The sequence below is a fragment of the Shewanella sp. BJSY2023SW005 genome (assembly GCF_047314585.1).
GTDB lineage: Bacteria > Pseudomonadota > Gammaproteobacteria > Enterobacterales > Shewanellaceae > Shewanella > Shewanella algae.
Genome location: NZ_JBKORJ010000053.1, coordinates 307840 through 320743, shown reverse-complemented (window position 1 = coordinate 320743; position 12904 = coordinate 307840). Strand labels below are relative to the sequence as shown.

15 protein-coding genes, 1 tRNA gene and 1 pseudogene are annotated in these 12904 nt (G+C 52.4%); 12 read left to right on the top strand and 5 right to left on the bottom strand.

What is annotated here, in order from left to right; translation table 11 throughout:
• A pseudogene (locus tag ACMHXI_RS17275) lies at positions 1-174 on the top strand (alpha-amylase family glycosyl hydrolase); the annotation flags it as partial.
• A gap of 391 nt (positions 175-565) precedes the next feature.
• On the opposite strand, the gene ACMHXI_RS17270 reads toward ACMHXI_RS17275, so the two are convergent.
• Positions 566-641 (bottom strand) — tRNA-Arg (locus ACMHXI_RS17270).
• A gap of 55 nt (positions 642-696) precedes the next feature.
• Entirely contained in the window at positions 697-1854 is a 1158-nt protein-coding gene (locus tag ACMHXI_RS17265) for a flagellar assembly protein FlgT (protein ID WP_028779114.1), read from the bottom strand.
• A gap of 531 nt (positions 1855-2385) precedes the next feature.
• On the opposite strand from ACMHXI_RS17265, the gene ACMHXI_RS17260 reads away from it, so the two are divergent.
• Positions 2386-3003 (top strand): FlgO family outer membrane protein, encoded by a 618-nt coding sequence (locus ACMHXI_RS17260; RefSeq protein WP_413735592.1) that lies wholly within the window; start codon positions 2386-2388, stop codon positions 3001-3003.
• Positions 3003-3470 (top strand): LPP20 family lipoprotein, encoded by a 468-nt coding sequence (locus ACMHXI_RS17255; protein WP_051472584.1) that lies wholly within the window; start codon positions 3003-3005, stop codon positions 3468-3470. The genes ACMHXI_RS17260 and ACMHXI_RS17255 overlap by 1 nt, the downstream gene beginning before the upstream one ends.
• Positions 3471-3774: 304 nt before the next feature.
• Here the strand turns inward: ACMHXI_RS17255 and ACMHXI_RS17250 are convergent, their stop codons facing one another.
• The 3 genes from ACMHXI_RS17250 to flgA all read right to left on the bottom strand — a co-directional run bounded on the left by ACMHXI_RS17250 (position 3775) and on the right by flgA (position 5304).
• A complete protein-coding gene (locus tag ACMHXI_RS17250; protein WP_037473786.1) occupies positions 3775-4206 on the bottom strand; it encodes a flagella synthesis protein FlgN in 432 nt (143 codons plus the stop codon).
• Positions 4206-4526 carry a flagellar biosynthesis anti-sigma factor FlgM gene (gene flgM, locus ACMHXI_RS17245; protein ID WP_025011043.1) on the bottom strand — a complete coding sequence of 107 codons (321 nt, stop codon included), beginning with the start codon at positions 4524-4526 and terminating at the stop codon, positions 4206-4208. The genes ACMHXI_RS17250 and flgM overlap by 1 nt, the downstream gene beginning before the upstream one ends.
• Before the next feature lie 70 nt (positions 4527-4596).
• Positions 4597-5304: a flagellar basal body P-ring formation chaperone FlgA gene (gene flgA / locus ACMHXI_RS17240; RefSeq protein WP_413735589.1), complete on the bottom strand. Its 708-nt coding sequence runs from the start codon at positions 5302-5304 to the stop codon at positions 4597-4599.
• A gap of 187 nt (positions 5305-5491) precedes the next feature.
• On the opposite strand from flgA, the gene ACMHXI_RS17235 reads away from it, so the two are divergent.
• The 9 genes from ACMHXI_RS17235 to flgH all read left to right on the top strand — a co-directional run bounded on the left by ACMHXI_RS17235 (position 5492) and on the right by flgH (position 12898).
• The gene (locus tag ACMHXI_RS17235) at positions 5492-6412 is read left to right on the top strand and encodes a chemotaxis protein CheV (protein WP_025011045.1); all 921 of its coding nucleotides are present in this window, start codon (positions 5492-5494) and stop codon (positions 6410-6412) included.
• Positions 6413-6556: 144 nt separating this feature from the next.
• Positions 6557-7390 carry a CheR family methyltransferase gene (locus ACMHXI_RS17230; protein ID WP_025889999.1) on the top strand — a complete coding sequence of 278 codons (834 nt, stop codon included), beginning with the start codon at positions 6557-6559 and terminating at the stop codon, positions 7388-7390.
• A 175-nt stretch (positions 7391-7565) separates the two neighbouring features.
• Positions 7566-7964 (top strand): flagellar basal body rod protein FlgB, encoded by a 399-nt coding sequence (flgB, locus tag ACMHXI_RS17225; protein ID WP_413735587.1) that lies wholly within the window; start codon positions 7566-7568, stop codon positions 7962-7964.
• Between the two features lie 2 nt (positions 7965-7966).
• Positions 7967-8383, top strand: coding sequence for a flagellar basal body rod protein FlgC (gene flgC, locus ACMHXI_RS17220; protein WP_025011047.1), 417 nt, complete (start codon positions 7967-7969; stop codon positions 8381-8383).
• A 15-nt stretch (positions 8384-8398) separates the two neighbouring features.
• Complete coding sequence (flgD, locus tag ACMHXI_RS17215) at positions 8399-9082, top strand: flagellar hook assembly protein FlgD (protein WP_413735585.1); 684 nt, start codon at positions 8399-8401, stop codon at positions 9080-9082.
• A 54-nt stretch (positions 9083-9136) separates the two neighbouring features.
• A complete protein-coding gene (gene flgE / locus ACMHXI_RS17210; protein ID WP_071237834.1) occupies positions 9137-10501 on the top strand; it encodes a flagellar hook protein FlgE in 1365 nt (454 codons plus the stop codon).
• Between the two features lie 166 nt (positions 10502-10667).
• The gene (gene flgF / locus ACMHXI_RS17205) at positions 10668-11411 is read left to right on the top strand and encodes a flagellar basal-body rod protein FlgF (protein WP_028779120.1); all 744 of its coding nucleotides are present in this window, start codon (positions 10668-10670) and stop codon (positions 11409-11411) included.
• An 11-nt stretch (positions 11412-11422) separates the two neighbouring features.
• Positions 11423-12211 carry a flagellar basal-body rod protein FlgG gene (flgG, locus tag ACMHXI_RS17200; RefSeq protein ID WP_025011050.1) on the top strand — a complete coding sequence of 263 codons (789 nt, stop codon included), beginning with the start codon at positions 11423-11425 and terminating at the stop codon, positions 12209-12211.
• 12 nt (positions 12212-12223) lie between these two features.
• Positions 12224-12898: a flagellar basal body L-ring protein FlgH gene (gene flgH / locus ACMHXI_RS17195; protein ID WP_025011051.1), complete on the top strand. Its 675-nt coding sequence runs from the start codon at positions 12224-12226 to the stop codon at positions 12896-12898.
• The last annotated feature ends 6 nt before the right edge of the window (positions 12899-12904 follow it).

Sequence of the window (12904 nt, the reverse complement as noted above, 5' to 3'; positions counted from 1 at the left end):
CTACTGCTTGAGCTTGGTATCAGTGACGATGCCTGGATAACTTCCGCCAAGGAGTTTCGCCGTCAGTACAGTGGCATGAGTGGCCGATGGGATGCCATGTGTGCCATGAAGGCCAAATATGGCGGTAAGTGGTGCCGGGGTAAGCAACAAAGCCAAGCAATACATCCCCATTAACCTTAATCCGTTGGTGATGTTGCAGAAACAGGCTTAAGCCTGCCTTAGGCATGCCTAGCAACCGCAGTTTTTGTATGAAGCACGCAGATTACTCATCTCAGAGAGTCTCATTTCCAAAAATCCGTCGTTATTTATCAGAGACTGACCCCTGCAACGAGCTTCCTTGCAGCTCAGAAAGTGGTTTGGATGTTCTGTCTATTTAGATGGCCAAATTCACTATGCCACTACAGTTTTGGGCTTTAAAGCCACGATGAACACATCACCAACTCAACGTTTTCCCAAAGAGGAAACTATCAGAGAACAAAATCATTAATTTGAAGTGCCTGAATCGGCAGTGGATGGGTTCCAAAAAAGCTTGAGATTTGTGCTAGCAAGCACAAGAAGAAAGTAGTGGTCTCCCCACAGGGACTCGAACCCCGATCGGTCGCTTAGGAGGCGACTGCTCTATCCTGTTGAGCTATAGGGAGACGCCAGTGATTATACTGGTTTTCACCCGGATGAAAAGGCTTTGGATTTAATTGCTTAAATCTTAATCGCGATGTCATTCACCTGAATGTTGAGGGCGGCATTTTCACCGCTGAGCACTGCGATGGCACTTTCCTCTGTGACTTGATCTATGGTGATTTTTGCCCGGGTTTCTCCGGCCACGGCGCGCATCTGGTTCATGCGGTCGGGCAGGTTTTGTTGCAGCACGATTTGGAACTGATCGCCCACGCGGATGCCGTTGCGTCGCCCAAGGTTGAGTATCACTCTATCTTGTTGACGCACGACTATCTGTGCCAGCAGCGGTCTGCAGGCCAGTGCCATATCGATATCTTTACTGGCATTGGCCAGCACCTTATCTATGGCCTGCCCATAACTGGCACGCCAGAATCTGTCGCTGTTGGGGGCGACGGATTCATTTTTGGCAAACTCCCAGGGCGCGGAAATGCTGTAGTTCTGATACCAGATCTGCTCGCCGCTGATCCCATGATAGAGGCTGAGCTGCAGCTGAAACAGTCGCTGAGGCTCGCTGTCCCACAGGCCCATAAAGCCGGACTCGGCCGGTTCGGTGGAGATATCTATGATTTGCGGCAGCAACAGATACTGGCTGTCGGTAATTTCACTTATCCAGGTCGGCAAACGGTAACCCCGGATATTGATAAGCTCTTCTTTGATATCCAGCCGCTCTTTGGCATGCAGGTGGGCAAAACTGGTGGAAGATTGCTTATCCAGCGTTGCCGCTATCCGCTCGGACAGGCTTCGCTGGAAATTTTCCAACTGACCATAACGCAGTTGGCTTCTGTCCTTAATGCTGGCCTGTGGCACCAGGATAGCGGCCTTGATGGCTGAGCTTTGGCACTTGTTATCCGGGCCGTCGAGAATATCGAGCCGCATAACCACCTTGAGCTTGTCTCCCTGGCGCATTTCGCTGACCAGTTCGACACTGCTTATCTGCGCCTGGCTGGAGAGGCTGAAATCGTTTTGGGTCAAGCGCCCCTGGCTGACACTCTGGGTTGATTGGAAACTGCCGCCACGGGAGAGCAAGGCCATGTTGATGGCGTTGTCCATTGCCGCTTCCCGTGCCTGGGTCAGATTGCCATTGATTATTTTGGCTTCACCTCGGGCCTCGGTCCACTCTGCCATGGCGTTCAGGCTGATGCCTAGCAGCGGCAGCAAGAGCAAAGGGCGCAATCTCATAAGACGGTTCCTCAAAATAAGAGTCAGGGTGACGGAATTTTGCCGCCACTTAAACTGGTATCGCTTGCTATTCAAATTTTATGCCAGCGCCATCCATTCACAGCTGATGCAGCGCAGTTTGCGACCATGACTAAAGCGCGGCAAGAGTTTGCCGATAAGGGAACAGAGAATATAAGTTCCCATTGCCCGCCAGTGGATAAATTGAAGGGGCAAATGAAGGTGTGGGAAATGAAAAGGCGTAGATAAGCCCCTTAAACATCTTCGTAAAAGCCTGTAATAAGCTGCCAGGCAACCGGGTTTGTTCGCCGGTGTCATCTGTTTGTACTTGGTCTGCAGGCCTAACTTAGGTTGGTATTTTATTTGCATAGCTTTACCCCAGTGAAAGGAACTTGGCGCTAATCGAGTTAGCCGTGGTGCTTAATGACAACCTCGGAGAAAGCGCGGCATAAGTCAGGTAGGTCAAGGTTCACGCCAGGTCCAAGAGTCGCCAGGTTCCTCAATAAAGCAAGTGCCCGCCAGGGTACCAGTGGGATGGATATTATGTATAAAGCCCTGTGTATATTGCCTTTACTCTTGCTGCCTGCTTGCGGCATGACTTCGCCGCAACAGCAGGCCGAGGTCAAGTCTCAAGCGGCGCCAGTCAATCTATTGGCGCAGCAGTTGGTTGACGAGTTGGTAACTCATAATGACGCTCTCAAGCCGACCCAGCCGCTATTGGTGATGACACCAGTGATGGTGGAAGACATGCAGAGCAGCAATGCGCTCGCTTCACAACTGCAGCAGGGGCTGATGACGGCCTTTCATCAGCGCGGTTTTAACCTGGTGGATTTGAACCTGGCCGATGCGGTGCGGGTAACGCCACAGGGGGATTTCATCCTTACCCGTGATTGGCAGCAACTGCCGACCGATATTGCGGTGGAGCATGTACTGGTCACCAGCATGAGTCAGGCGAAAGGTGAAATGCTGCTCAACAGCCGAATTGTCAACGTCAACAACAACCGGGTGCTTTCGGCAGCCGGTGTGCGGGTACAGGAGCAAGAGCTGCCCGGCTACTTGGCGCCTTCCAATAAGGTGGTGTCAAAAGAAGGGCTGCTTTATCGCTACGAAAGCCGTGGTGAGGATAAGGGCCGGATAGTGGGAGACAAGTAATGAAGCATTGGAACAAAACACTGTCATTGGCCACGCTGGCGCTGGCGTTAATTCTGGGTGGCTGCGCCGATAAGGACAGATATGTGCAGTGGGAGACTGAGGCGCCGAGCAGTTTTCCCAAGTTGACGGCAATAGGCTATGCCCCGCTGGCCAGCCAACCGGCCAAGGAACAGTCGCAAAAGGTGCTGATGGCGATGCAGGCATCCAAGATTGCCGCTTATCGTGAATTGGCCGAACAAGTCTATGGTCAGCGATTGTCGGCCGACAGCAAAGTCAGTGACTGGATGCTGAAAGGCGATAATATCCAGGCCTCGGTTTCCGGGGTGATCCGCGGTGCTAAGGTAGTGCGCAGTTATCCGGCCGGAGATCATTATGTGACCGAACTGGAGCTGGATTTCGCCCGGGTGTGGGATCTGTATCAGCAGCAAAATCGCCCCCAGCGAGTCAAAGAGATCACTTATTTTTAGGAAGGTGAGAATAAGTCCCCGCGGCGTTCACTTTTGTAAATTTTGTAGAGAGTGGCTCGCACCTTCAATTGGCATAAGCAAAAAGCAGCCTTGTTTGGCTGCTTTTTTGTGGCCTTTTATGGCTTAAGATGCGTTGCTGAATTGAGGGCTGAGCTTTGCGTTCTGGGCTGAGCTTTGCGTTCCGGGTCGAGTCCCCTGAGTAACCACCTTGAGTTCAGACTAGGGCAGGGGGCCACAGGCGGTGATTCTGACTAAAGAGTTGAGCTTACACAATAAGCTATAAGCAACAGCAGTCGGGTCTTAATCAAGCCTTGAGATCGTTGCCCAGGGTGGCGATGGTTGAGGTTTTGCCCTTTCCATCATAGGTCAGGCTGGAGGCGTTACGGCTGACCTGCAGCGCTTGCGCCAGGCGATTGATACTGGCCATGCTCAGTTCTATCAGGCCGGCATTTTCCTGATTGCGCAGTTGGCAAGCAGCCAATAGTTCACGAGCTTCACTGACCTGTTCGGCCAATGGTGGCTGACTGAGTTTGGCTTGTTCAGGATGAGAGGAGAGCGCTTCATCCACCGCCTTGACCTCATTGAGCAGGTCGCCCTTGTCTTTGGCCAGTTGCAGCAGATTATCGGCATTGCGATCCAGCAGGGCGTTTTTTTCCTGCTCAATCAAGTTCAGCAGACGCTCGAGTTGAGTCGTCTGCTGTGCTATCAGGCTGGTGATATCCGGGGTATCAGGCATCAGGACCCTTTATTGAGTTCGTTCAGTTCTGATTCGAATTGAGATATGTTGGCTGCCAGTTTTTCCGGGTCAACCTTATATCTGCCTTCGGCGATCGCCAATTTAATTTCGGTGATCTTCTTTTGATCTATTTCCGGCAGGGAGGCCATTTTACTCTGTACTCCTTGCAGTTGCTGCGCCTGTTGTGACACCACAACAGAGTCAGCTTTCTGCGGAGCAGCACCTTGCTGAGCTGTTTGGCTGCTCTGAGCTGTGTTCTTGGGGACTGAACCTGTGTTCACCCTGGGTTGATTTTGCAGTTGTTTAATATCCATAGCCATCTCGGCTCCAGCCTTTTCTCTGATTACCTTGCTGTCTTATCGGCACCGCCAAGGGGAACTTTAGCATTTTTTACATTCGAACTTCCACTTCGCCCACATTGGTGACAGTAGCCTCCAACACTTTGTCTGAGCGAGTGTTTTTTACCCGAATCTGTTCCCCAAGGTTACCATCATGCAGGGCTTCACCAACAGTTTTTATTTGAAACTTCTCGTTACGGGCATAGATGGAGACTCTGTCACCTTTGCAGACAAAGCAGAGATTGGCGGCAAATACCGGATAGTCTTTGGCTATGCGCCGCTTGAGGCGGGTACCTGTGACTGTGGCTATATCGTCAAATTGCGCGCCGCGCAAACTGGTTTCATCTATGTAACGCAGCGCCAGATTTTCCGGCCCAAGCACAGTGCCCGGGGCCAGTGTCTGGGTAGCCACTACCACAGGGTAACTGATATCCACCCGCACCGAGACATAGATTTGCCACGGGTAGCTGAGCTCCGGACTGTTACAACCTATGCGTACCGTATTGTTGCGGCTTATCTCTCTGTCGCTGGCAAGTTCGGCCGTCAAAGGCGAATTGCATCTGGGGGGCGTGAGCCTGGAATCCAGCCGCTGCGGCGTGATGGTAATTTGAGCATTCTCGGCCGCCAGCACTTTTTTGGCAACTGCCTCTTTAGCCAGGCTTTCTACGGCCGATATACTGGGAACAAAGCTATTCTCTGCCGTCACCGCTGGGATGGGCATTAAAATTGTAGCCAAAATGTACGCAAAATTTACTTTCATAATGAACGGGCTAGCTTGTCTCGCCAGATTACACCTATACTTTCAATGATTCGCGGATCCCAGTGCTGGCTTCACCACAGGTTTAGTCAGAAATTTGACTGAGACCCAGTGTCTTGGACAAAGCAAATAGTATGCCTGTCTGCGTGACAGCAGGTATTTATCAATACAAAGACAACAAGGCAGCCTTATGTCGAGCATTCTTGAATCAGTCAACAAGCGCACTCAACTGGTCGGACAAAACCGTCTCGAACTTCTGTTGTTTAAACTCAACGGCAGGCAAAGGTTCGGGATCAACGTGTTCAAGGTTAAAGAGGTTCTACAGTGCCCACCGCTGACGGCACTGCCCAAGTTGAACTCCTTCGTTAAGGGCGTGGCCCATATTCGCGGCACCACAGTGTCGGTTATCGACCTCAGTGCGGCGACCGGCGGTAAACCCATAGATGATGTCAAGGATTGCTTCATCATTATTTCCGAGTACAACCGTAGCGTGCAGGGCTTCCTGGTGAAGTCTGTCGAGCGGATCATCAATATGAACTGGGAGTCCATCATGCCGCCTCCGGAAGGAGCAGGGCGATACTCCTACCTGACCGCGGTGACCGAAATCGAAGGTGAGTTGGTTGAAATTCTCGATGTTGAGAAAATTCTCGATGAAATTTCGCCGGTTAAGACAGACATCAGTCAGGAAATCGATGAATCTCTCACAATCGACAGAGAGCAGCACTATCATATTATGGTGATTGACGACTCTTCAGTGGCCCGTAAGCAGATCATTCGGGCGCTGTCTTCGTTGAACCTGCAGATAGATACTGCCAAAGATGGCCGGGAAGCGCTGGATAAGTTGAAAAGTATCGCGTCGGAGATGGACAATGTCGCCGATGAGATCCCGCTGATTATTTCAGATATTGAAATGCCGGAAATGGATGGCTACACCCTGACCGCCGAGATCCGTGATGATCCCAAGCTGAAACATATCAAGGTGGTGTTGCATACCTCGTTGAGTGGGGTGTTCAACCAGGCCATGGTGCAAAAAGTGGGCGCCAACGATTTTATTGCCAAGTTCAACCCCGATGAATTGGCATCGGCAGTTAACAAGCATCTGAGTTTATAGTCGCTGTCTGCTGTGGATTTTTATGACTATAGTGAGTTTGATGTCTTGTGTTGCAAATGGGGCTGGGGTATAACGCTGACCCAGTTTTTAAATGGCGCTGCATTGAGTTGCAGCGACGTTTTCACGGATAGTTAGGACACTAAGGTGCCAGATAAATCTCTCGCAGAAACTGAGTACAATCAATTCAGGCTGTTTCTTGAACAGCACAGTGGCATTGTATTGGGTGAGAACAAACAGTATTTGGTTCGCAGCCGTTTGGCGCCTTTGATGGGGAAATATGGCTTGCCATCCCTGTCGGACGTAGTTAAGCAGTCGATGCGGCCCACCGAGCGTCAGTTACGCGCTGAAGTCGTCGATGCCATGACCACCAACGAAACCCTCTGGTTTCGGGACAAGTATCCTTTTGACCTGCTCGGCAATACATTGTTGCCCGGTTATGCCAAGCTGGGGCGGCCGTTGAAGATTTGGTCGGCAGCCTGTTCATCCGGCCAGGAACCCTATTCACTGGCGATGACAGTGCTTGAATATCAGCAGCGTAAGCCGGGGGCTTTGCCGGGTGGCGCCATGATTCAGGCCACAGATTTGTCGCCGTCCATGCTGGAGCGTTGTAAAAACGCCGAGTACGATAAGCTGGCGTTGGCCCGCGGCCTGTCTGAAGAGCGCAAGCGTCAGTTTTTTGAAGCCCTGCCCAACGGCAATATGCGGGTTAAAGACAATGTGCGCCGTTTGGTGAGTTTTCGGGCCCACAACCTGCTTGAAAGCTACACCTTACTTGGCAAGTTCGACATCATCTTTTGCCGCAACGTGCTTATCTATTTTGCGCCGGAGGCAAAGGCAAAAATACTGCGGCAATTTGCTGCCGCCCTTAATCCCAAGGGGATACTGTTTTTGGGCGCCAGTGAATCGATTGCCGGGTTGACCGATGAATTCGACATGGTGCGCTGTAACCCAGGCATCTATTATCAAAAGAAAAATTAACCACCTAATCATTTGATTTTTAATTAGATAGTTTGAAAGGCTCGTCAACTTGGACGGGCCTTTTCTGTTTTACCTTTCACCCTAACGGCCATCATCTTCTTATCTGTTATCCTCCACTCTATATCTGGCACAAAGCTTGCTTTGTTTTTGTCGAGTCATTGGAGGAGGCGGTTTTATGGCGATCAGTTTCGATAAGGCCCTTGGAATACATCAATACACTCTGGGCATTCGCGCCCAGCGTGCCGAAGTGCTTGCCAGCAATATAGCCAATGCCGATACCCCACATTATAAGGCTCGGGATGTTGATTTTTCCTCGGCGTTGCAGGCGGCAAAAGGGCGGCAACAGGGGATGAGCATGGCGGCAACTTCTGAAAAGCATTTCGACCTCAAGGCGCTGACGGCCCAGCATGTGCAGTATCGGGTGCCGGATCAACCGGACACGGGTGACGGCAATACTGTCGATATGCAAAAAGAGCAGCAGGCCTTTGTGCAAAATGCGCTTGAATATCAGATGTCGCTTGGGTTCCTCGACGGTAAGTTCGCCGGGATGAAGAAGGCATTGAAAGGAGATTAATCATGAGCTTATACAATATCTTCAATGTTGCGGGGTCGGGAATGTCGGCGCAGTCTGTGCGCTTGAACACCACCGCCAGTAACATAGCCAACGCAGATTCCGTCTCTTCCAGTATCGATAAGACCTACAAGGCGCGGCATCCCATTTTTGAGGCCGAGCTGGCCAAGGCCAATGGTCAACAGCAGCAAGGCGCTGCGGTAAAGGTTAAGGGCATAGTGGAAAGCGATAAACCCTTGTTGAAAGAGTATTCGCCGGATCATCCCATGGCCGATGCCGATGGTTTTATCTACAAACCCAATGTCAATGTAGTGGAAGAGATGGCCGATATGATTTCCGCCTCCCGCTCCTATCAGATGAACGTCCAGGTGGCCGATGCAGCCAAGTCCATGCTGCAGCAGACCCTGAGAATGGGCAAATAAAGGGAGACATAGCCCATGAGTGTAAGTTCAGTTAACCCCTTCCTCGACAGCATAAGTGTCAAACGGGATTCGGAGACCAAGAAGAGTAACAATCAGCAGCTGACCCAGGAAGATTTCTTCTCGCTGCTGAGTAGGCAGTTGTCGATGCAGGATCCTTTCAAGCCTGTGGACAACGACCAGATGATTGCCCAGATGGCGTCGTTTTCTACCGTGGATGGTATCTCCAAGCTCAACGAGGAGATAGTGAACCTCAACACGGTAATGACCTCGAGTCAGGCATTACAGGCATCAGGCCTGGTGGGGCAGAAAGTGTTGATCCCGGCGGGCACCGGCTATGTTTCCGAGGAAGACCCGACCCTCAAAGGGGTGATCACATCGCCAGAGAAAATGCCTTCCATCAAGGTGACTGTTGAGGATGAAGCCGGCCAGGTAATCAAGACCTTTGATGTGGATGGCAGTGCCGGCGGCAACATAGACGTGGAATGGGACGGCTTGGATAAGGACGGTAAACCCGTTGAGGCCGGTATCTACACCATGAAGGCCAGCGGGGTTGTCGATGGCAAGTCCCAGGATCTTATTGTCAGTGCCTATGCCCACGTGACCAGTGTATCGCTCAACTCGGCCAGTGGCGCCGTGTTGAACCTAAGAGGTATTGGCGGGATCAGACTGGCCGACGTGCTGGCTGTTTCCGAAGTTTAATTCTGTTTCTGCCCCGGCTGCGCCGGACAGTATCTGAAAATCATGAGGTGAATTATGTCTTTTAACATTGCTCTGAGTGGGATTGCTGCGGCGCAGAAAGATCTCAATACCACAGCCAACAATATTGCCAACGTCAATACCGTCGGCTTTAAAGAATCCCGGGCCGAGTTTGCCGATGTTTACGCCAGCTCGATTTTCTCCAACGGCAGAACCACAGTGGGCGGCGGTGTGACCACCACTCAGGTGGCGCAGCAGTTCCACCAGGGTAACCTGAACTCCACCAACAATGCGTTGGATTTGGCGATCAACGGTGGCGGTTTCTTCGTGACCTCTCCCAATGTGGGCAGTCAGGATTACTCTTTCACCCGCGCCGGTGCCTTCAAGCGTGATGAAAACGGTTTCCTGGTCGATGCCGCAGGTAACTTCCTGCAGAGCTTCCCTGTCGATAAAGACGGCAACTCCACCTCTGTGAGTTTGACCACTACCAAGCCGGTGCAGATCCCGGATACTGCCGGTAGCCCGCAGAAGACCAATAATGTCGGCATCAGCATGAACCTGGATTCCACCCAGGCCACCAAAGATCCGGCGCTGTTTGACCCATCCAAGTCAGACACTTTCAACAACTCAACCGCAGTGACCATTTATGACTCCCTGGGTAACTCCCACACCTTGACCACCTATTTTGTGCGTCCGGACAATGGCGCCTACACGGGCGAGAGTAACTGGGTGGCTTACTATGCCATCGACGACAAGCCGGTTAATCTGGGCGGCGGCGCCGTTGGCAGCTATCAGACAGATACTGATGGTGACGGTAACCCGGATGGCACAGGCACAGCGCAAACTGCTGGTGGCTGGACTGGCGCCGTGCTCAAGTTCAACGATGTCGGCGGTTATATAGGTTCAGATCCGGCGGTGATCACCACAGAGCAGTTGGGTGTTGGCGGTGCCAATGTTCTCGGCCCTGCGGCGGACGGAACCCAGACAATAACCATAGACTTCAACAACCCGACCCAGTTCTCGGAAAAGTTCAACGCCACTGAATTGACGCAGGATGGGGTGACTGTGGGTCGTCTGACCAATGTGGAAGTGGGTACAGACGGGTTGATCTCAGCCAAGTACAGCAATGGCTCGACCGTGCCTTTGGCGCGGGTGGCACTGGCGCGTTTCTCCAATGAACAGGGTCTGAGCCAGGTAGGTAACACCTCCTGGAAAGCGAGCCTGGACTCAGGTGCAGCGCTGGCCGGTGAGGCCAACAGTGGCGTGTTCGGCAGTATCCGTTCCTCAACGCTGGAACAGGCCAACGTCGACCTGACCACTGAGCTAGTGGACCTGATTTCGGCTCAGCGTAACTTCCAGGCCAACTCCCGTACTCTGGAAGTGAACAATACACTGCAGCAGACAGTACTGCAGATCCGCTAATGCTTCCAGCGCAAGACATTGCCGCTACGGCAATGTCTTGCCGCTTCTCCCTGTACACACTCCCAAGTCACTGAAGTTCTTCTGTTGTCACTGCGCTCGATTGCTCATTTTATTGGCACGATGTTTGCTTTTACCTGAATAGGTAAAAAGATTGACGGAGCAGCAGGTGGACAAACTTCTCTATGTCGCCATGACTGGCGCCAAACAAAACATGAATGCGCTGGCGGTTCGGGGTAACAACCTGGCCAATGCCAACACAGATGGTTTCAAGTCAGACATGGCTCAGGCCCGTGCGATGCAAGCCTTCGGTGAAGGATTGCCGACCCGGGTGTTTGCCATGACAGAGTCGCCCTCGGCTAACTTTCAGTCCGGCCCTATCAAATCGACCGGGCGGGATCTGGACATAGCCATCAAAGATCAAGGCTGGATTGCGGTGCAGGCAGCCGATGGCAGCGAGGCCTACACCCGCTCCGGCAGTCTGAGTTTTGACACCACAGGTTTACTGCGTAACGACAGGGGCAACCCGGTAATGGGCGATAACGGCCCGATAGTGCTGCCGTTGCCGATAGACAAAATCCAGATTGCCACCGACGGCACCATCTCCATTCGTCCCCAGGGCGCAACCGCCGAGGTGATTGAAGAGGTGGGCCGCATCAAGCTGGTCAACCCGGGCAATCAGAACCTGATGCGCGGTGAAGATGGCTTGTTCCGCACTCTGGACGGCAATCCGGCCGCCGCCGATCCCTTTGTGAATGTGGAAAGTGGCGCTGTGGAAGGCAGCAATGTCAATGCCGTGGATGAAATGGTCAACCTGATTGAGCTGCAACGTCAGTTTGAGCTGCAGGTAAAAATGATGAAAACCGCAGAAGAGAACGACAAGTCGTCCGCTTCATTGATGCGCATTAGCTAGGAGTAATTGATATGCATCCCGCGTTATGGATAAGTAAGACTGGGCTAGATGCCCAGCAAACAGACATCTCGGTGATTTCAAATAACGTCGCTAATGCCAGCACCATAGGCTACAAAAAGGGCCGGGCGATATTTGAAGACTTACTGTATCAGACGGTCAATCAGGCCGGTGGTATCAGTGCTTCCAACACCAAGCTGCCCAATGGCCTTAACCTGGGCGCAGGTACCAAGGTAGTGGCCACCCAGAAGATTTTCTCCCAGGGGAATCTGCAAACCACAGATAACGCGCTGGACATGATGATTGAAGGCCCGGGATTCTTTGAAATCCAACTGCCGGACGGCACCACTGCCTACACTCGCAACGGCCAGTTCACTCTGGATGATACCGGCCAGATAGTGACATCCGGCGCCGGCTATGTGCTGCAGCCTGCCATTACCATTCCGGACGATGCCACCAGTATTACCGTTTCCGCCGAAGGTGAAGTGTCGGTTAAAACCCCGGGCGCCGCCGAAAACCAGGTGGTGGGCCAGCTGACCATCTCTGATTTCATCAATCCGTCCGGCCTGGATCCCATAGGGCAAAACCTCTATCTGGAGACGGGCGCCAGCGGTACCCCAATTCAGGGCACGGCTTCGCTTGACGGTTTGGGCTCCATTCGTCAGGGCTCGCTGGAAACCTCCAACGTTAACGTGACCGAAGAGCTGGTTAACCTGATTGAGAGTCAGCGGATCTACGAAATGAACTCCAAAGTCATTTCGGCCGTAGACCAGATGCTGGCCTACGTGAACCAGAATCTGTGATGAGGTGATGTGATGAAACCCTTGTTCCTTATCATTCCGGCTTTGTTTCTGGGGGCTTGCACTGCTACCCAGAATAAACCCATAGCCGATGATCCCTATTATGCGCCTGTGTATCCCGAAGCACCGCCGACCCGGATAGCGCCGACCGGCTCTATTTATCAGGATAGCCAGGCGTCTTCGCTTTACTCGGATCTGCGGGCGCACAGGGTAGGGGACATCATCACTGTGGTGCTGGTGGAGTCGACCCAGGCGAAGAAAAGCGTCGGTAACAAGATCAAGAAAGGCTCGGACATGTCGGTGAACCCGCTCTATATGGGCGGCAGCAATGTCACCATCAAGGGCAATCCGCTGGATTTCCGTTACGGCGACAGCATGGATACCAATCGTGAGGCCGATGCCGATCAGAGCAACAGTCTCTCCGGGCAGATCTCGGCCAATGTGATGCAGGTGCTGGGCAATGGCAACCTGGTTATTCGCGGTGAAAAGTGGATCACCATCAATAATGGCGACGAGTTTATCCGGGTAACCGGCATTATTCGACCGCAGGATATTACTCCCGAGAACACCATAGATTCGCCCAAAGTCGCCAATGCCCGTATTCAATACAGCGGTACCGGCACCTTTGCCGATTCGCAAAAGGTGGGCTGGCTGAGCCAGTTCTTCCTCTCTGACTGGTGGCCTTTCTGAGGATAA

Bases quoted from the DNA above. Each gene is read 5' to 3' on its own strand.
- ACMHXI_RS17265 (WP_028779114.1), bottom strand. From the start codon at position 1,854: ATGAGATTGCGCCCTTTGCTCTTGCTGCCGCTGCTAGGCATCAGCCTG.
- ACMHXI_RS17260 (WP_413735592.1), top strand. From the start codon at position 2,386: ATGGATATTATGTATAAAGCCCTGTGTATATTGCCTTTACTCTTGCTG.
- ACMHXI_RS17255 (WP_051472584.1), top strand. From the start codon at position 3,003: ATGAAGCATTGGAACAAAACACTGTCATTGGCCACGCTGGCGCTGGCG.
- ACMHXI_RS17250 (WP_037473786.1), bottom strand. From the start codon at position 4,206: ATGCCTGATACCCCGGATATCACCAGCCTGATAGCACAGCAGACGACT.
- flgM (WP_025011043.1), bottom strand. From the start codon at position 4,526: ATGGCTATGGATATTAAACAACTGCAAAATCAACCCAGGGTGAACACA.
- flgA (WP_413735589.1), bottom strand. From the start codon at position 5,304: ATGAAAGTAAATTTTGCGTACATTTTGGCTACAATTTTAATGCCCATC.
- ACMHXI_RS17235 (WP_025011045.1), top strand. From the start codon at position 5,492: ATGTCGAGCATTCTTGAATCAGTCAACAAGCGCACTCAACTGGTCGGA.
- flgB (WP_413735587.1), top strand. From the start codon at position 7,566: ATGGCGATCAGTTTCGATAAGGCCCTTGGAATACATCAATACACTCTG.
- flgC (WP_025011047.1), top strand. From the start codon at position 7,967: ATGAGCTTATACAATATCTTCAATGTTGCGGGGTCGGGAATGTCGGCG.
- flgD (WP_413735585.1), top strand. From the start codon at position 8,399: ATGAGTGTAAGTTCAGTTAACCCCTTCCTCGACAGCATAAGTGTCAAA.
- flgE (WP_071237834.1), top strand. From the start codon at position 9,137: ATGTCTTTTAACATTGCTCTGAGTGGGATTGCTGCGGCGCAGAAAGAT.
- flgG (WP_025011050.1), top strand. From the start codon at position 11,423: ATGCATCCCGCGTTATGGATAAGTAAGACTGGGCTAGATGCCCAGCAA.
- flgH (WP_025011051.1), top strand. From the start codon at position 12,224: ATGAAACCCTTGTTCCTTATCATTCCGGCTTTGTTTCTGGGGGCTTGC.